Below are 22182 nucleotides of genomic sequence, written 5' to 3'. Positions count from 1 at the left end.
CATGAAATCATTACAATTTCCGCAGCAGACGAAGTTTTATAAAGGCAAGGTCAGAGATGTGTATACCATTGACGATCAGTGGCTCGTAATGATAGCCAGTGACCGTATCTCTGCGTTCGACGTGATATTACCCCGCCCCATTCCTTATAAAGGACAAGTATTAAATCAGATTGCTGCATATATGTTGCAGGCTACCCACGACATTTGTGCCAACTGGTTAGTATCAGTTCCTGCACCCAATGTATCGATCGGTAAAAAATGTGAGCCATTTAAAATTGAAATGGTAGTACGGGGTAATTTAACGGGCCATGCCTGGCGTACCTATGCCAGCGGAAAACGCGAATTATGCGGAGTTCCTTTACCTGAAGGAATGAAAGAAAATGATTATTTCCCCACGCCAATTATAACACCCAGCACCAAGGCGGAAGCTGGTCACGATGAAGATATTTCAAAAGAACAGATCATTGCTACCGGACTGGCATCGGCCGAAGATTGGGCTATACTGGAAGATTATGCGCTGAAGCTGTTTGCCCGGGGTAAAGAAATTGCAGCCAAACAGGGATTGATATTAGTAGATACAAAATATGAGTTTGGGAAGATCGGCGACACAGTTTTTTTGATGGATGAGATCCATACTCCGGACAGCAGCCGCTATTTTTATGCAAATGGCTTTGAAGAAAGGCAAAAAACCGGCGAACGCCAGCAACAGCTCAGTAAAGAATTTGTGCGCGAATGGCTTATTGCCAACAATTTTATGGGTAAAGAAGGTCAAACGGTTCCCGAAATGAGCGATGAGTGGATCAACACCATTTCAAAACGATATATTGAATTATATGAGAAAGTGATCGGGGAACCATTTAAACCCGAAGCACTCACAGAAGAGGAAACCTATACCCGCGTGGTTAAGGCCCTTGGTGAACTGAAATAAATCCTTACAGGAAATAAATATTTAAGCCCCGGTGTTTAGAAAGCATCGGGGCTTTTTATATTTTGTGGTGGAATATGGAATACATCTTCACGCTTGGCCTGGGAATGCTTATCCTGGGTATATGGTTGCTTAAGAAGCGCATCTCTTTTATAAAAAATGGGAACAGGGCAACTGCAACAGTCATACAAATAAATGAATATGCAGACGGTGAAAGCGCACATTTTAAATTCAAGACCAAGGACAACAAAGAAATAATTTTTTATCGCTCCGGTTCAAGTGGTGGTAAAACATGGTGCATAGGTGATGAAACCAGTGTAGTTTATGACGAGCAAGCCCCCAACCAAGTGGTAATACTTACTTTTATTAACGCATTTGGCATTCCTCTGGCCATGTTGATGGTGGCACTACTCTTACTTTTTATCTCCGGCCGATTTTACTGGTCACAATACTTTTTTAATTCATTGCATTAATCACCCGCATATGTATTCATTTTGTTTATGGATGGGGTTACTTATACTTAGCACTGGCATGTATGATTTTTATAGCCGTATCAAATCTATAAAAAGCGGAACAATAACGATGGCAACAGTTGTTGAACAGAAAAAAGATATAGACGAAGGAACATATACGCCCATCTTCAGGTTTTACACACACGATAAAGATGAAGTTAGAATTGAAGACAATGTTGCAACCAGCCCACCAGCATTTTCAATTGGGGAACAGGTAAAGGTGGCTTACCAAAAAGACTTTCCCCGTGAGGCGGTAATACTCACTTATTGGGGCTCATTTGGCGGGGCCATGATATTAATTGGCATATCCCTGATCCTATTATTCATTTCCGGTTCATATTATTGGGCAACACACTTTTTAAGCACTTTGACAGTTGGTTCACGAAATAACCATTTTTAACAAAGCCTTTCTATTGATATTTCTCCACAAAAAACCAAAGGGGGAATTGACAGATCAACGTATCTTCCGGTTATGAAACACATCTGCACCATTCTGCTTTTGCTTGCCATAACTGTAATTGCCAATTGCCAATCGGATTATTACCTGGTAATAGGCACCTATACCAAAGGAAAAAGCGAGGGCATATATGTTTATAAAATGAACACAGCAACCGGTGACGTCAATTACGTAAACAAAGCCACCGCTTCCAACCCTTCCTATTTAGATCTTTCGCCCGATGAAAAATTTGTATACGCCGTAAATGAAGATGCTAACGATAAAGGCAGTGTGTCGGTTTTTTCGTTCGATAAAACCAACGGCGCATTAAAATATCTCGATAAACAAACCAGCGGAGGCGACCACCCCGCTTATGTAGCTGTAAATAAAACCGGCAAATGGGTGGCCGTAGCCAATTATACCGGAGGCAGCTTTTCTACCCTGCCAGTTATGGCCAATGGCTCGCTGGGTGTTCCTACCACCGTTCAACATACGGGCAGCAGCGTCAATAAGGAGCGGCAGGAGAAACCACATGTGCATTCTACCGTTTTTTCACCCGATGATAAATACATTTTTGTACCCGACCTGGGCATCGATAAAGTGATGATCTATTCATTTAACCCAGGCAGTGGCAAACCTGAACCAGCGCCGGTACCTTTTGCAGCAGTTCCTGCAGGCGGCGGGCCACGGCATTTTACTTTTCACCCCAATGGCAAACTGGCCTACCTGGTTGAAGAAATGGGTGGCGAAGTATCGGGCTATAAGTATAACAATGGAAAATTGACATTGATCCAGCGCATCTCCACCTATCCGGCCGATTTTAAAGAAAAGAAATGGTCGGCTGATATTCATATTTCGCCTGATGGCAAATTCCTGTATGCCTCCAATCGAACTCCGGCTAATAACATTACTATTTTCTCCATTGCCAAAAACGGTAAATTAACCTTCATCGGTTCCGAACCAACAAAAGGGGATGTACCACGCAACTTCTCCATCGATCCTACGGGGAGCTTTTTACTGGTGGCCAACCAGGAAAGCAACAATGTTGTGGTATTTAAACGTAATAAAGAAACCGGTTTGTTAACCGATACCGGCAAACGCATTGAGGTAGGCAATCCTGTGTGTTTGAAGTGGGCCAATGAACGATAAAGCCAGTTCCAGGTTTTAAGTTTTAAGTTCAATGTAAATGATCAGCAGGCTAATTTGCCTGTTGACGAGCCTTGTTTATTGATTTTTAACCTACATCCGCCTGCAGAAGCTCTTGTTTTGGAACAAACACACCCCCAATTGTAAAGTTTTAAGGGGAACCTGTGCATTGATAAGCCTAAGTTGACCAATTTAAAGCCTTATTCAGAATATTACGATCCATAATTTAAAAATCCGGGACATATTCAGGTTATTTATCAACCTCTTACGCTTGTTTTTTCCAATTCCTTAAGGGAATTCTGTTTTCCATGCGACCTTTTTGAATTCCCGGAAGGAATCGCGAATTCCTGAAAGGATTTCTCAATTCCCTGCCACTTTTTTCATTTCCTTCCGGGAATCCTTATTTCCTGCCGACCTTTTTGAATTCCCGGCGAGAAAAGAGAATCCCCACCGGGTTTTCTGATATCCCAAAAGGTTTTACAATTTCCTGGCAGGAAGGGGTATTTCCTTCCGGGAAAAACAAATCCCCGTCAGGAAAGCTTTTCTCCTGACGGGGATGACTTTATGCCGCAGATTCCATTGATTTCGTGGGGTATAGCCTAACTTCAGCGGATTTTTCCTTGCCCTCTGCCCTCTGCCCTCTGCCCTCTGCCCTCTGCCTATTGTCTATTGCTCATTGTCTATTGGCTGTTGCCCTTGCTCTCCCAACCTCGGCCTCAACCTGTGGCGCGATTTATTAAAAATATTCCGTCCTTTATCTATGCCCTTGCGCTGCTCCTTACGCTCCTCTTCGGGTAAATGATTAAAATCCTGGCATTCCTTGCTGCAACAACCTTCATATTGCTGGCGGCAATTGTCGCATTGAATAAACAACAGGTGGCAGCCATCATTGGCACAATTGGCATGGTTATCGGCCGGGTTACCACACTGGTGACAACGGGCAATAATGTCGGGGGTAATGCGCTCTCCCAGCCTGTTGTCAAACACAAAGTTCTTTCCAATGAATTTGCTGTCGAGCCCGTTTTCCTTTACCTGTTTGGCATAATTGATAATACCGCCTTCGAGGTGAAATACGTTCTGAAACCCGTGATGCAACATATATGCACTGGCTTTTTCACAGCGGATGCCGCCGGTGCAATACATAATGATGTTTTTATCTTTGGCGTCTTTCAGCATGTCAACCGCCATGGGTAACTGCTCGCGAAAGGTATCGCTGGGCACTTCCAGGGCTTTTACAAAATGACCTACCTCATACTCATAGTGATTGCGCATATCAACCACAATGGTTTCAGGATCGTTCAGCATAACATTCAACTGGTGGGCATTTACATATTTGCCTTTGTTGGCCATATTGAACGTTTCGTCAGTTATACCATCGGCTACGATCTTGTCGCGCACTTTTATTTTCAACACCCAAAACGATTTACCGTCATCATCAACAGCAATGTTCAGGCGTAACCCGTTCAACGGTTCATAAGAATACAAAAAGGCCTTGAATGCCTCGTAGTTACCTTCCGGCACACTGATCTGGGCATTGATGCCTTCGTGCGCCACGTAAATGCGGCCAAACACTTTTAGTGCCTCTAAATGCTTATACAGTTCGTTGCGGAATTCTTCAGGTTCGGCGATGGGGAAATACTGATAAAAGGAAATGGTAGTACGGGGTTCTGTTTCCTGGTACAAAAGTTCTTTCAGCTCCTTCTGGGAGACGCGGTTGTGTAATATTGCCATTTTTGAATTTTTGCGACCGCTTGCAGGGCAGTCAAAAATTATAAACGCGGCAAAGATAAGAACCAATAGACAATAGGCAATAAGCAATTGTCAGGGAAAATCTGCCATCTATAGGAATTTTTGGCAATAGGAATGATTTGCTAATTGTCAATTGTCCATTGCCTGTTGATTTACAGTCTTCCAAAGCCCCTTATACCCAACCTGATGCCAAATGCTGAAACCTTGTCTTTATCAAAGCCCCATACAAAGTCGAGCCGGGCTATTTTGAGAATGTTCTCAAAACCGGCGAATACTTCAATGTATTCCTTATCACTATCAACATACAACGCATTGGCGCCCATTACCAGGTACCAGTTGGTTTGGCGAAAAACGGGGATCTTATTGGTGAGCAGGCCATTAAAGTGATGTTCAATATGCCCTTCTGCATACAACCGGTTCTTGTTGCTGTATTTATAGTAAGGCAATAACTGGAAACCGTACAGGTATTCAGCAGAGGCCAGAATTTCGTTCCCATTAAAATGGTTATAATCTATCACTGCCACACTATCGCGCCTTATAAAGCCACCCAGGCTCATCTTATAGCGAAAATTTCCACCCAGGTTCAGGTCAAGCCGTTGCTGTACATCGAACCGCCATTTGGAGTAATTGATATCACTGCCCAGCCAGTTTTGAAAACCTTTTCTGTAAGACAGGGTAAACAACGGATATTGTGAACCCACGTTCACGATCCTGTCGGGATATTCGATGTATTTGGCCCCGGGTAACCAGCTTATCCCAATCTTTCCAATCAATGCCTGATGGCGTTTAAAGTTCTCCGCCGTCAAATCAAGGGGGTAATTCGGCGTAAACTCGATGTTCTTGCGGTTGCCCGCCGAATAATTGGTGGTATTCTCCAATGGAATGCGGTCTTCGTATTTTAAACCGCCAAACACCGTGATCCCGCTGCCAACTTCCTTTGAAAAATTGAATTGCGCATGCCAGGCCTCATAAAATTTGGCGTAATTACGCTCGAACAACCAGCTGCGAATGGTATTACTCAGTTGACTGATGGGATTGGTATTATTGAACTGGTACACCCATTTGCCACCGCTTAATGAGAAAGAAGAAAAATATTTTTTACCATACGTATATGTAAACTTACCCGATGCATTGAGGTGATGATTGCTGGTACCATACCGGATGGCAGGTTCTGCACTAAACGCATGCCGCGAACCGGGAATGGTATCCAGCAGTTTGGTATAGCTGCCGCCAAAGCTGCCTAACCAGCCTTCCACAGTGTTGTAAGCAATGGTTTCCAGCAAGGGGTTCACACTGTAGATCTCCCGTTTTTTCTCCCTGTAAAACTCCTGTCCCGTTGCAATTAAAGGGAACAGGTGTAGTTTGTTTCTACGGCGATCGATGGAGTCGAGGTAATGCGGATCTCTATGTGCTTTTTCCAGGCTGTCTTTTTTGTAGTAATCGGCTATTTCCTCTGCCTGCAAGGGCAAGGGACGAATGGAATCCCAGAAAGCAGCCGCCTTCTTATTGGAACCTTCATAGATCTTCAGATATGTATTGTTAAAAAACTTCCGCTCAAATGAAGGCGTGATATTAAATTGGGAATACACATTTACAAAACTGCCAAACGCATCAAAACCCAACAGTTTTACCGCCGGGTACAATACCTGCGTTTTTATCACCCACACATCTTTGTTAAAAGGAACATACAACTGATCAATATTCAGCGAATCTATCAGCTCCATCTGGGAAGCCTTGGTAAGCCGCAATTGCAAACTGTGAATGCGCCAGTCGCCTTCGGTGATATTGATATACCCGCTGAACAGCGGCTCGTACCGTCGCTTGGGTATTACCTTAATGCGGTTGACCTCCCGCCCATCTTCTATAAAACTGCCTTCGTAATGATAATAGTAAAAACCCAGCGCACTGCTGGCAATGGGTGAAATAAAACCACGCGGGTTCAGGTTACGGCCCACCTGGATGTTATTCTCGTAAAATGAAACGATCTGGGGGGTACTTAATCCAAACTCATCGCTTCTGCCGCTTACCTTGGTAGAAAGTACTTCGATTTTACTTTTGCGTGGCTTTTCAACTGAATACCGCGCTACGGTTTCCGACAGAAAAAGCATTTTCCGTTGACTGGTATCACCATCTTCAAAATCAACCGGCGTGCCCATGATTTTTTTGGGATAAGCCCGCAACTGCAGCTGCCCTTTTATATACACCTCACATTGAAAGGTATTAAGCTGATGCCGGTAATAGGGCCTTTTTTTAATGGCGTTGCGAATGATCTCATAGGCGGGGTCTTCCCCACCGGGCTTTACCACTACTTCTTTTAAATTGAATTGTTGAACAGACAGCTGAAAATCGAGCGTGATATTGTCTGTGCCTACGGTAATCGTTTTTTCCTGGCGGCTATAGCCCACATATTGCGCTACAATAGTGTATGTGCCCGAATTGAGATGCAGAAAATAATCGCCTTCTTTATTGGCCGTAGTTCCCTGGGTGGTGCCTTTTACCAGGATGGAAGCATACACCAGCACCTGTCCTTTTTCGTCAGTGACCCTGCCGCTGATCCGCGCGGCCTGCACGGATGTAAAACCAATAATAAAGAGGGTAAGTAAGGACAGTATTCTCATATCGCGACGAACGCGAAAATAAGGCCAAATCCTGATTAGGTATTCGTCAAATTATTTAAAACTGCCTTATAAATAAATGAACTGCTTATTTTACGATAAAGAATAGTAATTAACTCCTGGAATTAACCACTATGGTTTTTGCCACCAGGTCGCCTACACGTTGTTTCTTATCGTTATTGGATGCAACGATCATTCCGCAGATGCCCAGAAAAGGCAGGTAATCAACCCAATCGAAAAAATGCCTTAAGAAACTCGTGCCAAAATTTATCCTGGACCCATCTTCTTTGACAGTTTTTATCCGAAACAATGCTTTGCCAATGGTTTGTCCGTCATTAAACGATTCTATAACCGGAAAAAACAACAGCCAGGACACTACTATTCCTATGAAGCCGGGTAAACCGTCCAGGTTCCAGGAACTGTTGCCATTTTCATCCATGGTGCGGGTACCGAAAAAGTAACATATGAAAATAAATGCTGCAAAGTAAAGAACGTAGTCAACTAAACTGGCTCCCCAGCGCTTTCTTTTGGATGCGAATACCGGAGTGTAAACTATGTTGGATAAGAGGTCTTCCATAAGGGGTATAAATTATTAAAAACCAAATATGGACTAGTAATCACTTGCTTTACGTTCATCGAGGTACCTTCTTAAAAGGCTACCCGATAATGCAGCCATTCCGCCAATAATAGCGCCCACTACTGCAGTTATGAGTAACAGCAGGGAAGATGACCCGCCTAATGGGAACAGCCCGGGGCTGGCCATACGGGTTGAGAGTATGCTGTCGTTTAATGAGTCGATCCAAAAGGCCAGCAAACCCCAGCATATAAAAATGCTTACAAAGCCTGTTAACCAGGCCATAACCGGTTTTTGGTATATAAATGCGGCCACACAAAACGATACCAGCGCCACACTCCAGAAGGGTAAATACAATCCCGCTGCAAAGCTTGCAATAATTGTCAGTAATACAGAAACCCCGAATTTCATTTGTGCTTAATTAAAGTTCATAGTAAAAAGAACCCTTTTGTCTTTAGCTTCCCCGGCGTCCATCACCCACAGTTTGTCGTACTTCCCTTCAGTCCATTTATCAATAAAATTATCGTAGTACTTGCTGCCGGGATTACCACTTTGTCCGCCCGGATAAATACCCCAGGCCTCGGTTTTATCAGTCAACTCAACAATCATGCGCCAGCTGGGCCCATGAAACTGGTTGGTGGCATTGATCATGTTTTCGCCGCCACCGGTCATTAAATGAAAACGGCTCAAGGGCTCCCGCCGCAGTAAATGCCTGATGCCTGCATCCTTGTATTTACCCCAGTTCAGGTTGGCTTTTTGATCGGCCAGAGATACTACCGGTACTGTTTTTTTAAAGGCGGCTGTTACCACATCCTGGATCGATTCAACCTGGTTGGTTTTGATGTTATCGGCAAACTTGAAGTTCGACATAGTTAAACAATGCACCAGCGTAGCTTCCTGCGGCATTTTTACCGGTTTGCTGGCTACTTCCAGGTCATCGTTCCATACTTCGGCCTCCAGGTTATCGAACCACAGTTGAAAGATGGCCGGTGCTTTTTCAACCGCATCGGCGCGTAAGTTCCAGCCGCGCAGGATATCGAGGTATTTTTTCTCTTCAATGCTTAAGGTGCTCTCATCCACATTGCTCATCAGCAGGGGCAGCGCCGTTTCTGCAAACACATTGTAATTATCGGTCTGCATTTTTTTCATATCATCGATGGTGATATTGTTTAATTGCCGCAGGTACCGGTTAATGGCTATGCCCCGGTAAATAGGATACTCGCACCCCAGGTAATAAGGATAGGTTGAATCTGCAGGCGTTTGGTTAGCGCTGCTTACAAAACCCCGGACCGGGTTTTCGATGTGCGGGTTTTCCTGTTGTTCAATGTTTCCCTGCCATAAATAGGAAGAATCAACGCCGGGCATTATAAAATCTCCCTGGCGCCGCCATTTGGCGGGGAACTCGCCCTGTTGCCAGATGGCAATGTCGCCGCTTTTGTCCGCAAACACAAAGTTCTGACCCGGACAGTGAAAGAATTTAAGTGCCTCGTGATAGTCGCCAATATTCTTCATCCGGTTCAACAGGTAGAAAGTCTTCAACTCGTTGGCCCCTTCGTGCGCTTTCCACTTTACAGCAAAATTGTTATTGGGTGTGGTGCGGTTACCGCTAAAAGAGTTATCGTATTGCACAGGGCCGAATAGGGTATAGGCAACCGTATCATAAAAAGGCAATGCGCCTTTTATTTTAATCGTGTCTATGTGCAGCTCGGTATTTACCCAATTGCCATTGAACAGGTATTGTTGTTTTGTTTCGTCTTTGAATTTGATGTTATAATAGTCCTTTACATCGCGGCCGGCATTGGTAACGCCCCAGCTGCAGCTATCGTTAAAGCCAATGACCACCATGGGCGCTCCCGGGAAACTAACTCCGTACACGTTGTGCTGCGGTGTATGTAATTGGATCTCGAACCAAAGGGATGGAAGGGTTAAATCGAGATGCGGGTCGTTACATAAAATGGGACGGCCGCTTTTTGTTTTGGCGCCACTTACTGCCCAGTTGTTACTGCCATTGTCTTTATTGGGTTTGTCAACAGCCGATACATCGATGCTGGCAAACGTGTTCCATTTAAAGTAGACGCTGTCTGAGGTTATCGGCATTTGTGGACGAAAAGCAGGCGGTGCAAATGCTTCGCCTTTGGGAATAATAGGGTCCAGCGAATCCTGGAAGGCCGGGAACAGGGTTTCAAAATCTTCGCGGCTCAATACATTGCGTACATTGGTTAATTCAAAATCATTATCACCACCAGTCAGGTTAAAGCTCATCTGTTTCAGGAAGAGCGCGGTTTTAAAATTGTTCCAATGCTCGGGCACATAGTTCAGTAACCGGTATTCGAGCGGCAATTCATTTTCCGATAAATTATCAATGTAGGCATTCACGCCCGAGGTGTAAGCATCGAGAACGCTTTTGGTAGTGGCATCGGCTTCCATGCTATCGAGAGTACGATGGGCGCCAAATGGCATGCCCAACCGGCGCATGTTACGGTCGTAGTTCAGGTAATTGTTATTAGGTCCGGGCCCCACTACTTCAGCAATGCGGCCAGCTGCGGCACGGGTTTGAAACTCCATTTGCCAAAGGCGGTATTTTGCATGCAGGTAGCCTTGTACGAAATACAGGTCTTCATCGTTCTGCGCAAATACATGCGGCACCATTCTGTCATCGAAGTACACCTGTACCTTGTCTTTCAGTTGCGGAAAATTAAGATCGAGGTTGGGATGGGCATCAACGGGTTCTGCATTTTGCCAAAACCCTGTTTGCGGGCTAAGGAAACTGCCCAGCGGCGGAATGCTGCCTATAGGCTTACTTAAAGTAACAATTAAACCTATAGTAACAACTACGGTAACAATAAATGGAATAATGCGCATATTGCTGATTCACATCGGGGGTTAGAAGGAATTTTTTAAAAGTAGTGTATTTTTTTTAATTACCTGTTAACGCTACCATTATTGCTACAAGCTGTTAGCACCTGCTCCCCATTTATAAACTCCTTATGAATGCGTGAAAACTACCACAAAGTTGTATTGTAGGGAACCTTGCTTATGCTGACATTTGTAATGGAATCTAAAGCAATACATGCTTTAAAAAAATCAAATGAGATGGAAGCCCGGATCTATCAATGGAAGAAGAGAGTGTTGGCGTTGTTGTTTGCCAGTCTTATAATAGTAGCATTATTTGTATAGCAATTATACACTAAAATAGTTCGCAGTTCAGTAGTCATCAGCAATCGTTTAGTTCATCAACCTTAGAGGTTACAGTCCGTGGTACCGAGCCCCGACGAATAGTTGGGGCTCATTTTTTTATCTACTTCCCTCCGATGATCCCGCCTCCGGGCCGTATAGCCATAACAAATATGTAATTCCCGAAATTATAGTAACTTACCCATCAGTTCTTTTATTTATTCGTCACCTAAACATTGTTTGCTATGAATAAGACAGCCCTTTATGCCATGGCAATGCTACTGGTTCCATGGCTGTCCTGTACCAATCACCCGGTACAGAACCTTGCAAATCCTCCCGGGATCGGGACAGGTGAACACGCCAAAATGATACTCCCACCTGTAAAAGACACGCTGCTGGCAAGCGGCAGAAAGAACATTTACCTTGCCGGAATGCGTAACAAACCCGGATTCTTTATTGAACGCTACATTTTCCCGCCCGGTTATAAAGGTATGCCGCATGTACATAATTCCGACCTGTACATTACTATCATAAGCGGCGTTGCTCATATAGTTCAGGAGAAAAAATTCGATACCACTGCTCCTTCTGTGGCTTATGGCCCCGGCAGCTTCGTTGTGATCAAGGCCGATCAGCCGCACTTTGAATGGTTTACCCAGGAATGCACGATGCAGGTTTCCGGCATAGGTCCTAATGAGACTTATTATATACCAGAGGAGCAGACGAAGAAATAGTTCCAGGTTTCAAGTTCCAGGTTCCAGGTTTTGAACTCGGAACTTGGAACTATGAACTCGGAACTATGAACTTAATAATTTAATAACCTCTTCAACCTGTTGCATTGTATTAAACGCATGTAATACTATTCTCAATCTTTCTTTTCCGGAAGGAACCGTAGGATATAATATAGGTCTAACATCGAGGCTGGCTAATTGTAATGCAGCGGCAACCTTTTTCACGGCATCATTGCCGGGAATGATAATTATTTGTATGGGCGTATTTGAAACCAGCTTTTCCCAGGGCATGGCTGCCTGTTGAAACGTGCCGATCAATTGTTGCAGATGGGCGCGTTCTTCATTCATGTGGGGGAATAACTCATAGGCACACCGGATGGCGGCCACACTCGCTTCGGGCAGGGATGTGCTGTAAATAAACGAGCGGCAAAAGTTTATCAGGTAATTGCGCAGCTGCGCGCTACCCAGTACAATGGCGCCGTGGCAACCCACTGCTTTACCAAATGTATGTACCCGGGCAAAACAGGCGGTTTGCAGGTTGAGTTGTTGCACCAACCCCTCGCCCTTTTCGCCTACCACCCCGGTAGCATGTGCTTCATCTACAATCAGGTGGGCGCCGTATTGACCGCACAGGTCACTGATGGCGGTTAAGGGAGCCGTATCGCCATCCATGGAGAAAACAGATTCCGTTACTACAAAGATGGTACCGGTGGCGGTCTGCAATCTTTTCTCCAGATCGGCCAGGTCGTTATGTTTGAAAGAAAAAGACTGGGCAAAACTCAGCCGGATGCCATCCCGCAACGAGGCATGGCTTAAATAATCGTAAATGATGGTATCGCCACGCTGAGGCACACAACTCAATAAACCCAGGTTGGCATCGTAGCCAGAATTAAAGATCAGGCCGGCTTCAGCCTCATGAAAGGCGGCCAGCATTTTTTCCGTTTCTTCTACCAACGCATAATTGCCGGCCAGCAGGCGCGACCCGGTTGAACCATGCCGGTAAGCCGGATGGGCCACGGCGTTCAGTTGTTTTTCTATAAGCAGATTGTGTACAATGCCCAGGTAATCGTTCGAGCAAAAATCTGTTTTACCTCCGGGCAATAGCAGGCGGCGGAAAGCATTCTGCTCCTGCCGCTCATTGAGCCTTTTTTGTAGGAAATTGTCGTTCATATGCGGCCCCAAATATATCATTCTTACGTGTTAACTTTGGGCACTTTATGAGCACCACCAACGAAACAAAGAATATCTTAGGCCTGCACCTGCCCACCGACCCACGCTGGGTAAACCTGGCCGAATTATCACTGGAATACATTCTTACCGACCACGCATATTGTGAGCAAAAAGCGGCTACCAGCTGTATTTCGCTGATCCAGCGATACAGCGAACTGGAAAAACTGGTCACTGATCTGGCGCCTATTGTTACCGAAGAATGGGGGCATTTTCGCCTGGTGCTGGCCGAACTGCAAAAACGCAACCTGAAGCTGGGCAAACAACGAAAAGACGAATACGTAAACCAACTGCAGGTATTTCAAAAAAAAGATGGCAGCCCCGAACAACGCCTGCTCGATAAACTATTGATCTTCGCCCTAATTGAAGCCCGCAGCTGCGAACGTTTTAAACGCCTCAGCGAAGGGCTCGATGATGAATACCTGCGCAACTTTTACCGCCGTTTTATGGAAAGCGAAGCCGGCCATTATCACTTATTCATTGAGCTGGCCGAAACTTATGTGGATAAAGCTATTGTTCGTAAACGCTGGCAGGAATGGTTGGTTTACGAAGCAGAACTTATAAATAAATTGGAAGTGAGGGGTGATAGGATGCATTAGCCAATGTGATAATGCGATAATTCGATAATGTTTTAATTCTGGCAGTCCTTATTATTACAAAACTCAGGCGAAGCATTACCCAAAGCTGTATTCCATTGTCACCTTATCGAATTATCACATTATCACATTCGTTTCAGTTTCTCCACATACACCTTAACAAACTCATCCATCTTTTTACGCCTGTATTGCATAACCCACCTCGGATGCGGTAACGGAACAATCTCTTTAAAGAACTGATGTTTTACATTCAGCTTTTGAAAGATCCTGTAATTGGTGCCTTCCCCTAAACAATAACATACGTCCTGTGTAGTAGCAATGGAGGCCAGTTGCTCCCGGATACATTGTAAAATAAATGGCTCACTGTCTTTCAGCAATTCCTTGTCATCGTAATAATTCAGGTTTACGCCATTCTTTGTAAAACCCAATGGTGACAGCGCCGTAATATAAAAATCGCGGTAAAAAGCTTCAGGTCCGCCATAGGCATCTATCACCGCATACACAAACAGCGACGACAATTCCGCCTTTTTAGGCAGATCACTATCTATACCGCATACGTCTTTCAACCGGATGGGATCGGTAAAAGGCACGCCTGTAACCCCCGCGCCAAACCGCCCGGGATTGATGCCGAAGATGTATTTACGCGGGTGCTGGTCGTTGTAATATTTATGGTAGAACGTTTCCGCTAATTGTACGGCAACCGCATCGGAAAACGGGTTCATGATCTCTATCCCGGCCCCCAATTTGAGCTGAGGCTTCAGATTTTTTAGAAAATTCAGGATGGCATACGATTGCGTAAGTTTTTGAGCGGCGGTCTTCATGTTCGCTTATTTGGTATTTTGGCAGCACCAAATTCATGTAAAATTAAGGCTATGAACCGAAGAACATTTGTCAAAAATACCGGGCTAACCACAGCCGGTTTCGCCATCTTACCAACTGCACAGGCTTTTACTGCGCCCGACCCTGTTGTTAAATTAGGGATCATAGGCGTAGGCATGCGCGGCCAGGTACACCTTGGCAATGCGCTTCGGCGTAAGGATGTAAATGTAGTAGCTATTTGCGATATCGACGACCGCATGCTTGAAAGGGCCAATGACATTATTCAGAAATCAGGTAAACCCATGCCCAAAGTTTTTAAGGGTGATGTGAATGCCTGGAAGAAACTGCTTGAATTAAAAGAACTCGACGGCGTTATCATTGCCACGCCCTGGGAATGGCATGCCCCCATGATCATCAGCAGCCTGGAAGCGGGCATTAAATATGTTGGCACCGAAGTAATCCTGGGCATTACCATGCAGGACCATTGGGATGTGGTGAAGGCAGCCGAACACCACAACGCCCAGGTGATGATGCTGGAAAATGTTTGCTACCGGCGCGATGTAATGGCTGTCCTGAACATGGTTCGGCAGGGTTTGTTTGGCGAATTGATCCACCTGCAGGGCGGCTATCAGCACGACCTGCGCAATGTTAAATTCAATAACGGACAACAGCCTTATGGCGGTGGTGTTGAGTTTGGCGAGAAAGGATTTTCCGAAGCCCATTGGCGTACGGAACACTCCGTTCACCGCAACGGCGATTTGTATCCCACACATGGTATTGGCCCCGTAGCAGAAATGATAAACATCAACCGCGGCAACCGTTTTGTGTCGTTGTCTTCCTTTGCCACCAAAACGCGCGGACTGCACGAATACATTGTAAAGAATGGCGGCGAACAACACCCCAATGCAAAAGTGCAATTCAAACTGGGCGATATTGTTACCACCACCATCCGTTGCGTCAATGGGGAGACCATTTTATTACAACACGATACCAATCTCCCCCGCCCTTACTCCCTGGGCTTCCGGGTGCAGGGCACACACGGCATCTGGATGGACGTGAACCATTCGATGTATATTGAAGGCTTAAGCAAAACCAACGATGCCTGGGAAGATGCCAAAACCTGGCTCGAACAATACGATCATCCATTGTGGAAAAAATACGGCAGTTCAGCAGAAGGCGCTGGTCATGGCGGGATGGATTTCTTTGTACTGCATGCCTTTGTTGAATCTATAAAACGTAAAACCGCCACCCCGTTGGATGTATATGATGCAGCCGCCTGGAGCGCCATTACGCCCCTGAGCGAACAAAGTATTGACCTGGGCAATCAAACGGTGGAGTTCCCGGATTTCACCAGTGGGCAGTGGATGTACCGGAAGAATACGTTTGCGTTGAATGATGAATATTGAAAATAACAAGACCTGTCAGGTGCGCATTGAAATGCTGACCAGGTAAACTCTTTATGCGCACCTGACAGGTCTTTACATTCGATATTATTGTAGGAAGTACCTTATATCTTCATCTAAATTTAAGAAGGGATATTTCTTTTGCAGTTCCTGCGCCTTCTCCAGGTGCGCCTTTAAAAACTTTTTATGCGCTTCGGTGGAAGGTTGAAAGGGCTTGTGTTTGCGCGCTATAACTATCTTCTTTATTTCTTCGGCCAGTTGTTGTGCTTTTTCATCAACAAAATGCCGCATAAATTTGTCCAGCACAAAGGAGGTAGCCTGGTAGTTCGGATGCACCATATCGATATCGTAAAAACGGTAATCGCGCAACACATCTATCACCAGTTCATAAGCCGGAAAATAATACAGCTTATCAAATTTATTAACCAGGTGGTGCACTACTTCAATCAACCTGGCCTTGCTGCGGTTATTGTCAATAACGCCATCCCTGATGTGACGCACGGGGCTCACCGTAAAGATCACTTTTATATTCGGGTTAAACTGGAACAACTGGTGCAAACAGTTATCGAGCATGGTTGTGGTTTCCTCTATGGTAAGCATGTGCTTATTAAACCAGCCGGCCGGCATACGATGGTTGTTGGCCACCCCACCACGAACCGCGCCCCGCCTGAAGGGAGCCGGTACCTGCTCCGTTAACCGGTATGAGAAAGAAGTACCAAGCGTGATAATAAGCCAGTTGGCCGTTTTCAAAAAATTGTGCGCTTCCTGCTGCGATTCATTAATGCCCCGCAGGCACTCCTGTAAATCCGTTTTGGAAAACCGGCTGTGGTGTTGCCAGCTTTGCCACACTTCGTTATAGTAAAAAAGCTCTTCGGTTTGATATTGCTTGTTCTGAATGTAAGAAACCAGGCTGCTCACCACACTGGCAGGATCGAACAAAATGCCATTGGGATTTTGCAGTACACTGAATTTAAGTTCATCGAGCTTATCGCCAATATGCTCGGTAAAACACGATCCCATTAGTAGGATGTTATCCTGGTAGTTGATGGGATTCGATAAAGTGGAGATCTGAATCGGTATCGTTAGGTCCATAATCACATTTCCCTAAAAGTGATTTTCATAAGGTAAATATATCGTTAGCTAAGGTAAGACTTTTACCCAGCGCCGTTTTATTTAAACCGGGCATTTTCTCATATTGTTCAAAAAATGATATGAGCCATTCGGTATCTATGTTACCCACCAGCTCATCATCGGCCATGGGACAGCCGCCAATGCCCTTTAAGGCCCCATCGAACCGGCGGCAGCCAGCCTGCCAGGCTGCTTCTATTTTCGCCTGCCGGTTATCAACGCTGCTATGCAGGTGCACGCCTATTTCGTGTTGGGGCAGTTTGTTAATCACGTAACCGGTCATATCCTTCACCTGGCCGGGGGTGGCAAGGCCCACTGTATCGGCCAGTGAAATAATGTTCACGCCCAGCCCGGCAATCCGGTTCACCCAGTCAAAAACGATCTCCGGGGAGTATGGGTCGCCATAAGGGTTACCAAACCCCATGGAGATATAAATAACCAGTTGCTTGTTGGTTTGCTCACAAATACGTTGGATCTCCTTTACCCTTTCCAGCGATTGTTCAATACTGCTGTTGGTATTCCGCTGTTGAAAGGTTTCGCTTACCGAAAATGGAAAACCCAGGTAGCTGATCTCCTCGTACCCCGCCGCTTCTTCCGCACCCCGCACGTTGGCAATGATCGCTAATAATTTAGTGTTTGTTTCAACCGGATTTGCCTTCAACCCTTTCAACACTTCGGCCGTATCGGCCAGTTGCGGAATGGCCTTAGCCGAAACAAAGCTGCCAAAATCGAGGGTGTGGAACCCCACCTGCAGCAACGCCTGCAGGTATTGGACCTTATTTTCCGTGGGAATAAAAGTCTTCCAACCCTGCATGGCGTCTCTTGGACATTCAATGAGTTTTATCTCACTCATACTTTTCAAATTTTTTACCATTCCATTTGAACAGATCTTCCGACACCTGGTAACTTCCTTTCCCGTTATCTAATAACAACAAACTTGTTTCATAGTTGCCACCTGCCGTCAGCATGTAAATGCCGTTGTCGCCCTGCCGTTGAACGTTTGTCAGGATCTTGCTGAGATTTCTGATGGCAATGGGTCTTAATGAATCTTTATTGATCGAAAGCGAGTCCCTGTCACCCGGCGTCAGGTACCGGATTAGGGAGGTTCATTATCTATTGTTTCATTCTTGACTTCATCGCTTCATACAACACAATACCAGTGGCTACCGACACATTCAACGATTCAAAGTTCCCGGTCATGGGGATCTTTATCTTTTCATCACATATTTTCATCAGCGCAGGAAAAACGCCGTTCTCTTCATTGCCCATAACAATACAGCAAGGCTCGGTATAATCTACCTCAAACAACATTTTAGTGGCGGTCATTTCAGTAGCAAAAACTTTTATCCCGTTCAGGTGCAGGGTATCTACCGCTTTCATTAAACTGTTTACCCGGCAAATGTTGATTTTTTCCAGGGCGCCGGCCGATGATTTCATGGCCTCTTCATTTATCGCGCCTACCCCTTTATCTGGTATAATAATGGCCTGGGCGCCACAACACACGGCGCTGCGGGCAATAGCCCCAATATTGCGTACATCGGTAATGCCGTCCAGGATCACAAACAAAGGCGTTTCACCATTGCCCAGCACATAGTCAATTACCTGTTGCAGGTCCATATACTGCACCAGGCCTGCAATGGCAATGGTTCCCTGGTGGTTGGCCCTGGTAAACGATTGCAGTTTTTCGGGCGGCACCTGCTGAATAGGAATGTTTTGTTCCCGGGCCAGTTGCCTGATGGTGCCAATGGCATCCCCGCTCACATTACGCTGAAATAAGATTTTATCAATGGGGCGGCCCGATTGAATAGCTTCAATGATCGGCTGCCGGCCAATAATCAGTTGCGCTTTATTAATACCTGGTCTTTTTTTATGAAATCCTTCCATCTGCCAACATCAGTTTTACTTTTAAAATAGCGGCTACCGACATACCATCGGTAATCTCGCCGCGTTCCACCATTTGATAGGCTTCTTCAAATGGCAGTTTCTTTATAATTAGTTGTTCTGTTTCTTCGGGATGGGCCATTTGCTGGCTCAGTTTGCGGGCCAGGAAAATAAGCGCATGTTCGTCGGTAACCGAATTGCTCAAATGCAACTCTATCAGTTGGCTCCATTCTTCGGCCACCAGGCCGGTCTCTTCCAGCAATTCCCGTTTGGCCGATTCCACGGGTTCAACCCCGAATGCGCCTCCGCCTTCCGGGATCTCCCAGCTATACTGGTCAATGGTAAAACGATACTGTCCCACCAGGTAAGTATTCAGTTCCTCATCCAGCGGCAGGGCGCCAATGGCCAGGTTCTTAAAGAACACTTTGCCATAAATGCCTTTTCCACCCGAGGGATTGATAACATCATATTCATTGAGTTTTATCCAGGGATTATCATAGATCTTCTTTTCCGCTAATACTTTCCAGGGATTACTGTAATCATTCATGGGTCGAAAATAAAACATCTGGTACAAATAAACAGCCCCGCCCGGATAAACCGGGGCGGGGCTGATTTATATATTCGTTATAATTTTATGTAAGTTTCATTACGGCAACTGCTAAAGAAGACAAACCCACCATTAATACGATAAGCCATCTTAATTGATCCTTGAAACCTTGCTCCATGCGGGTTTGTAATGATAAAATATCTTCTTTTAAACAAAACATGTCCTGCCTGGTAGCCAGGCGATCTTTTTCATTATTGAATTTTTCATCAATAATTTCTTCAATACCAGCCACCAGCACTTTAGCATCTTCGGTATTCTTGAAGTGCTTATTCAACAACTCATACATTTTTAATGTTTGCGATGCTGTAACCATACTCCCAATTCTTTTACCAAATATAACAAACACTTCCCATATAAACAATTGTCACCCCTTTAAAAGAGGTGACAATCAAACACTTATGAGTACAAATCTGTACTGCTATGAGTAAAAATTCTTACCGGATACCGAAAGCCTGCTTGATCTTTCTTACATAATCCAGCTTCTCCCAGGTAAACAGTTCCACTTTCTTTTTCACGGTTTTGCCATCAGGAGCAACGAAAGTTTTTTCCACTACTTCCGGTTGACGGCCCATGTGACCATAAGCGGCTGTTTCGCTGTAAATAGGATTACGCAGTTTCAGACGTTGCTCAATAAAGTAAGGACGCATGTCGAAGATCTGGCCAACGCGTTTTGCGATCTCGCCATCAGTCAGTTCAACTTTGGCAGTGCCATAGGTATTGATGTACAAACCCATTGGCTGGGCAACACCAATAGCGTATGAAACCTGTACCAGCACTTCATCGCACAAACCGGCAGCTACCAGGTTTTTAGCAATGTGACGGGTTGCATAAGCAGCAGAACGGTCAACTTTAGAAGGATCTTTTCCGCTGAACGCACCACCACCGTGAGCGCCTTTACCACCATATGTATCAACGATGATCTTGCGACCGGTTAAACCGGTATCGCCGTGTGGACCACCGATCACGAATTTACCGGTTGGGTTAACGTGATACTTGATCTTGTCGTTGAACAGGTGAGCATATTTTTTATACTTGGCCTTAACGCGGGGGATCAGGATGTTGATCACATCTTCCTTGATCTTTTTCGCCATTTTGGCTTCTGTATCAAAATCATCGTGTTGTGTACTTACAACAATAGCGTCGATACGAACAGGTTTGTTGTTATCGTCGTACTCGAGGGTTACCTGGCTTTTTGCATCAGGACGCAGATACTCGATCTTTTTTCCTTCGCGGCGCAGTGCAGCCAGCTCTATCAGTAATTTATGGGCAATGTCCAATGCCAGTGGCATATAATCTTCGGTTTCGTTGCTGGCGTAACCGAACATCATACCCTGGTCACCGGCGCCCTGGTCTTCTTTTTTAGTTCTGTCAACACCCTGGTTGATGTCGGAAGATTGTTCATGAATAGCAGATAATACACCGCATGAACTGGCTTCGAACATATATTCGCTCTTGGTATAACCAATTTTGCGAATTACCTCACGGGCAATTGTTTGTACATCAAGATATGCCTTAGATTTAACTTCACCTGCCAGTACTACCTGACCGGTTGTAACCAAAGTCTCACAAGCAACTTTTGACTGAGCATCAAAAGCCAGGAAGTTATCAATCAGGGCATCAGATATCTGGTCAGCTACTTTGTCAGGATGACCTTCCGAAACACTCTCAGAAGTAAATAAGTAAGGCATACTAATTTTTGTTTGATGGAATTGTAATAGAATATTAATGGGTAAATATATAAGTTATCACCTATAAGTTAAAAGCTTTATGAGTTGTAATTGTAAACATCATGTTATTAACTTATCGCTTATAAATGGATACTACTTATTTAGTAAGGTCGTTGTACAGTTGCAGATAATCAGTTAAATCAGACTCGGCGTTATAGGTGAGCACCTTTTTGCCTTTTACCTTTCCAAATTCATCTACCAGCTTTTTATCTACTTTATCAGCGCCAAACGTAATAGCATCGGCATAAGTTGCCCCACCCCGCATCATAGCAGTGGTAGTACCTTCTTTAAAAGGCTCCAGGTCTTTTTCTTTTACAACAGAACTGATGGAGGCAATTTTCAGGAAATCATCACCCAGCTTTTCTTTCACGGTGTTGTTTCCAATGGTGTAAATTACCTTGCTATGCGAGAATACCGGTTCCTTCTTATATGCTGTCTTTTGGTACAGGGGAATTAAACCGGTCATCCAGCCGCTGCAGTGGATAATGTCAGGAGGCCAGCCAAATTTCTTTACGGTTTCCAGGGCGCCCTTGCAGAAGAACACGGTACGCAGGTCATTGTCGTCGTGCCATTTTTCACTTTCGTCGTGGAATATGGTTTTACGCTTGAACAGATCTTCATTGTCCAGGAAATAAACCTGTAAACGTGCATTGGGTAAAGAAGCTACTTTAATTTGCAGGGGATAATCATCATTACCAACTGAAACATTAATGCCCGACAACCTAACCACTTCATGAAGGCGATGACGTCTTTCGTTGATGACGCCAAACCTGGGCATAATACAACGTACTTCAAAGCCATTTTCATTTGCCTTTATTGCCAACCGGTTTACAGTTTCGGAAAATTCCGTTAACTCCAGATAGGGGGACATTTCGTTAGCAATAAATAAAATTCTTTTCTTTGTCAGCATTATAGATAATAGTTAATGAGCTAAC

At 44.9% G+C, this 22182-nt stretch carries 22 protein-coding genes; 7 read left to right on the top strand and 15 right to left on the bottom strand.

From position 1 onward, the window contains the following. Position 1: 1 nt before the first annotated feature. From NIAKO_RS07600 to NIAKO_RS07585, 4 genes are all read left to right on the top strand, one after another. Positions 2 to 928, top strand: coding sequence for a phosphoribosylaminoimidazolesuccinocarboxamide synthase (locus tag NIAKO_RS07600; protein ID WP_014217830.1), 927 nt, complete (start codon positions 2 to 4; stop codon positions 926 to 928). Positions 929 to 1002: 74 nt separating this feature from the next. Beyond that, positions 1003 to 1398, top strand: coding sequence for a DUF3592 domain-containing protein (locus tag NIAKO_RS07595; protein WP_014217829.1), 396 nt, complete (start codon positions 1003 to 1005; stop codon positions 1396 to 1398). 10 nt (positions 1399 to 1408) lie between these two features. After that, positions 1409 to 1837: a DUF3592 domain-containing protein gene (locus NIAKO_RS07590; protein WP_014217828.1), complete on the top strand. Its 429-nt coding sequence runs from the start codon at positions 1409 to 1411 to the stop codon at positions 1835 to 1837. A 72-nt stretch (positions 1838 to 1909) separates the two neighbouring features. After that, positions 1910 to 3022 (top strand): lactonase family protein, encoded by a 1113-nt coding sequence (locus tag NIAKO_RS07585; RefSeq protein ID WP_014217827.1) that lies wholly within the window; start codon positions 1910 to 1912, stop codon positions 3020 to 3022. Positions 3023 to 3685: 663 nt separating this feature from the next. On the opposite strand, the gene trhO is transcribed toward NIAKO_RS07585, so the two are convergent. The 5 genes from trhO to NIAKO_RS07560 form a co-directional block, all read right to left on the bottom strand. Continuing rightward, positions 3686 to 4750, bottom strand: coding sequence for an oxygen-dependent tRNA uridine(34) hydroxylase TrhO (trhO, locus tag NIAKO_RS07580; RefSeq protein WP_014217826.1), 1065 nt, complete (start codon positions 4748 to 4750; stop codon positions 3686 to 3688). A 170-nt stretch (positions 4751 to 4920) separates the two neighbouring features. Further along, positions 4921 to 7386 (bottom strand): DUF5686 and carboxypeptidase regulatory-like domain-containing protein, encoded by a 2466-nt coding sequence (locus NIAKO_RS07575; protein WP_014217825.1) that lies wholly within the window; start codon positions 7384 to 7386, stop codon positions 4921 to 4923. A gap of 109 nt (positions 7387 to 7495) precedes the next feature. Further along, complete coding sequence (locus NIAKO_RS36490; RefSeq protein ID WP_014217824.1) at positions 7496 to 7960, bottom strand: RDD family protein; 465 nt, start codon at positions 7958 to 7960, stop codon at positions 7496 to 7498. A 33-nt stretch (positions 7961 to 7993) separates the two neighbouring features. Then, complete coding sequence (locus NIAKO_RS07565; RefSeq protein WP_014217823.1) at positions 7994 to 8368, bottom strand: hypothetical protein; 375 nt, start codon at positions 8366 to 8368, stop codon at positions 7994 to 7996. 6 nt (positions 8369 to 8374) lie between these two features. Further along, complete coding sequence (locus tag NIAKO_RS07560) at positions 8375 to 10819, bottom strand: penicillin acylase family protein (RefSeq protein ID WP_014217822.1); 2445 nt, start codon at positions 10817 to 10819, stop codon at positions 8375 to 8377. 557 nt (positions 10820 to 11376) lie between these two features. Between NIAKO_RS07560 and NIAKO_RS36485 the strand changes: the two genes are divergently transcribed. Continuing rightward, complete coding sequence (locus NIAKO_RS36485; RefSeq protein WP_014217821.1) at positions 11377 to 11862, top strand: cupin domain-containing protein; 486 nt, start codon at positions 11377 to 11379, stop codon at positions 11860 to 11862. Positions 11863 to 11925: 63 nt separating this feature from the next. Here NIAKO_RS36485 and NIAKO_RS07550 read toward each other — a convergent pair whose 3' ends face one another. Continuing rightward, positions 11926 to 13029: an aminotransferase class I/II-fold pyridoxal phosphate-dependent enzyme gene (locus NIAKO_RS07550; RefSeq protein WP_041348182.1), complete on the bottom strand. Its 1104-nt coding sequence runs from the start codon at positions 13027 to 13029 to the stop codon at positions 11926 to 11928. A 47-nt stretch (positions 13030 to 13076) separates the two neighbouring features. On the opposite strand from NIAKO_RS07550, the gene NIAKO_RS07545 reads away from it, so the two are divergent. After that, positions 13077 to 13685 (top strand): MiaE family protein, encoded by a 609-nt coding sequence (locus tag NIAKO_RS07545; protein WP_014217819.1) that lies wholly within the window; start codon positions 13077 to 13079, stop codon positions 13683 to 13685. A gap of 122 nt (positions 13686 to 13807) precedes the next feature. Here the strand turns inward: NIAKO_RS07545 and NIAKO_RS07540 are convergent, their stop codons facing one another. Beyond that, complete coding sequence (locus NIAKO_RS07540) at positions 13808 to 14503, bottom strand: uracil-DNA glycosylase family protein (RefSeq protein WP_014217818.1); 696 nt, start codon at positions 14501 to 14503, stop codon at positions 13808 to 13810. Positions 14504 to 14554: 51 nt separating this feature from the next. On the opposite strand from NIAKO_RS07540, the gene NIAKO_RS07535 reads away from it, so the two are divergent. After that, positions 14555 to 15907, top strand: coding sequence for a Gfo/Idh/MocA family protein (locus NIAKO_RS07535; RefSeq protein WP_014217817.1), 1353 nt, complete (start codon positions 14555 to 14557; stop codon positions 15905 to 15907). Between the two features lie 84 nt (positions 15908 to 15991). Here the strand turns inward: NIAKO_RS07535 and NIAKO_RS07530 are convergent, their stop codons facing one another. The 8 genes from NIAKO_RS07530 to NIAKO_RS07500 form a co-directional block, all read right to left on the bottom strand. Then, positions 15992 to 16996: a GSCFA domain-containing protein gene (locus NIAKO_RS07530; RefSeq protein WP_014217816.1), complete on the bottom strand. Its 1005-nt coding sequence runs from the start codon at positions 16994 to 16996 to the stop codon at positions 15992 to 15994. Positions 16997 to 17021: 25 nt separating this feature from the next. Then, positions 17022 to 17885 (bottom strand): hydroxymethylglutaryl-CoA lyase, encoded by an 864-nt coding sequence (locus NIAKO_RS07525; RefSeq protein ID WP_014217815.1) that lies wholly within the window; start codon positions 17883 to 17885, stop codon positions 17022 to 17024. Then, on the bottom strand, positions 17878 to 18000 hold the full coding sequence (locus NIAKO_RS39545; protein ID WP_262493759.1) for a hypothetical protein: 123 nt from the start codon (positions 17998 to 18000) through the stop codon (positions 17878 to 17880). The genes NIAKO_RS07525 and NIAKO_RS39545 overlap by 8 nt, the downstream gene beginning before the upstream one ends. Positions 18001 to 18145: 145 nt before the next feature. Further along, on the bottom strand, positions 18146 to 18916 hold the full coding sequence (gene rlmB, locus NIAKO_RS07520; protein ID WP_014217814.1) for a 23S rRNA (guanosine(2251)-2'-O)-methyltransferase RlmB: 771 nt from the start codon (positions 18914 to 18916) through the stop codon (positions 18146 to 18148). Beyond that, positions 18900 to 19460 carry an NUDIX domain-containing protein gene (locus tag NIAKO_RS07515; RefSeq protein ID WP_014217813.1) on the bottom strand — a complete coding sequence of 187 codons (561 nt, stop codon included), beginning with the start codon at positions 19458 to 19460 and terminating at the stop codon, positions 18900 to 18902. Before NIAKO_RS07515 ends, rlmB begins: the two co-directional genes overlap by 17 nt. A gap of 85 nt (positions 19461 to 19545) precedes the next feature. Beyond that, positions 19546 to 19833 (bottom strand): hypothetical protein, encoded by a 288-nt coding sequence (locus NIAKO_RS07510; protein WP_014217812.1) that lies wholly within the window; start codon positions 19831 to 19833, stop codon positions 19546 to 19548. 121 nt (positions 19834 to 19954) lie between these two features. Further along, a complete protein-coding gene (gene metK / locus NIAKO_RS07505) occupies positions 19955 to 21208 on the bottom strand; it encodes a methionine adenosyltransferase (RefSeq protein ID WP_014217811.1) in 1254 nt (417 codons plus the stop codon). A gap of 136 nt (positions 21209 to 21344) precedes the next feature. Continuing rightward, positions 21345 to 22157, bottom strand: a complete 813-nt coding sequence (locus NIAKO_RS07500; RefSeq protein WP_014217810.1) for a glycogen/starch synthase — start codon at positions 22155 to 22157, stop codon at positions 21345 to 21347. Positions 22158 to 22182: the final 25 nt, after the last annotated feature.

This window comes from Niastella koreensis GR20-10 (assembly GCF_000246855.1).
Lineage (GTDB): Bacteria > Bacteroidota > Bacteroidia > Chitinophagales > Chitinophagaceae > Niastella > Niastella koreensis.
The sequence above is the reverse complement of the archived record's forward strand: the minus strand, read 5'-3'. Positions and strand labels throughout refer to the sequence as shown.

What these genes read in the sequence shown, in the direction of transcription:
- NIAKO_RS07600 (WP_014217830.1), top strand. Translation starts at nt 2, where the DNA reads ATGAAATCATTACAATTTCCGCAGCAGACGAAGTTTTATAAAGGCAAG.
- NIAKO_RS36490 (WP_014217824.1), bottom strand. Translation starts at nt 7,960, where the DNA reads ATGGAAGACCTCTTATCCAACATAGTTTACACTCCGGTATTCGCATCC.
- NIAKO_RS07575 (WP_014217825.1), bottom strand. Translation starts at nt 7,386, where the DNA reads ATGAGAATACTGTCCTTACTTACCCTCTTTATTATTGGTTTTACATCC.
- NIAKO_RS07585 (WP_014217827.1), top strand. Translation starts at nt 1,910, where the DNA reads ATGAAACACATCTGCACCATTCTGCTTTTGCTTGCCATAACTGTAATT.
- NIAKO_RS07510 (WP_014217812.1), bottom strand. Translation starts at nt 19,833, where the DNA reads ATGGTTACAGCATCGCAAACATTAAAAATGTATGAGTTGTTGAATAAG.
- metK (WP_014217811.1), bottom strand. Translation starts at nt 21,208, where the DNA reads ATGCCTTACTTATTTACTTCTGAGAGTGTTTCGGAAGGTCATCCTGAC.
- rlmB (WP_014217814.1), bottom strand. Translation starts at nt 18,916, where the DNA reads ATGGAAGGATTTCATAAAAAAAGACCAGGTATTAATAAAGCGCAACTG.
- trhO (WP_014217826.1), bottom strand. Translation starts at nt 4,750, where the DNA reads ATGGCAATATTACACAACCGCGTCTCCCAGAAGGAGCTGAAAGAACTT.
- NIAKO_RS07545 (WP_014217819.1), top strand. Translation starts at nt 13,077, where the DNA reads ATGAGCACCACCAACGAAACAAAGAATATCTTAGGCCTGCACCTGCCC.
- NIAKO_RS07565 (WP_014217823.1), bottom strand. Translation starts at nt 8,368, where the DNA reads ATGAAATTCGGGGTTTCTGTATTACTGACAATTATTGCAAGCTTTGCA.
- NIAKO_RS39545 (WP_262493759.1), bottom strand. Translation starts at nt 18,000, where the DNA reads ATGCTGACGGCAGGTGGCAACTATGAAACAAGTTTGTTGTTATTAGAT.
- NIAKO_RS07515 (WP_014217813.1), bottom strand. Translation starts at nt 19,460, where the DNA reads ATGAATGATTACAGTAATCCCTGGAAAGTATTAGCGGAAAAGAAGATC.
- NIAKO_RS07550 (WP_041348182.1), bottom strand. Translation starts at nt 13,029, where the DNA reads ATGAACGACAATTTCCTACAAAAAAGGCTCAATGAGCGGCAGGAGCAG.
- NIAKO_RS07540 (WP_014217818.1), bottom strand. Translation starts at nt 14,503, where the DNA reads ATGAAGACCGCCGCTCAAAAACTTACGCAATCGTATGCCATCCTGAAT.
- NIAKO_RS07525 (WP_014217815.1), bottom strand. Translation starts at nt 17,885, where the DNA reads ATGAGTGAGATAAAACTCATTGAATGTCCAAGAGACGCCATGCAGGGT.
- NIAKO_RS07500 (WP_014217810.1), bottom strand. Translation starts at nt 22,157, where the DNA reads ATGCTGACAAAGAAAAGAATTTTATTTATTGCTAACGAAATGTCCCCC.
- NIAKO_RS07530 (WP_014217816.1), bottom strand. Translation starts at nt 16,996, where the DNA reads ATGGACCTAACGATACCGATTCAGATCTCCACTTTATCGAATCCCATC.
- NIAKO_RS07590 (WP_014217828.1), top strand. Translation starts at nt 1,409, where the DNA reads ATGTATTCATTTTGTTTATGGATGGGGTTACTTATACTTAGCACTGGC.
- NIAKO_RS07560 (WP_014217822.1), bottom strand. Translation starts at nt 10,819, where the DNA reads ATGCGCATTATTCCATTTATTGTTACCGTAGTTGTTACTATAGGTTTA.
- NIAKO_RS07595 (WP_014217829.1), top strand. Translation starts at nt 1,003, where the DNA reads ATGGAATACATCTTCACGCTTGGCCTGGGAATGCTTATCCTGGGTATA.
- NIAKO_RS07535 (WP_014217817.1), top strand. Translation starts at nt 14,555, where the DNA reads ATGAACCGAAGAACATTTGTCAAAAATACCGGGCTAACCACAGCCGGT.
- NIAKO_RS36485 (WP_014217821.1), top strand. Translation starts at nt 11,377, where the DNA reads ATGAATAAGACAGCCCTTTATGCCATGGCAATGCTACTGGTTCCATGG.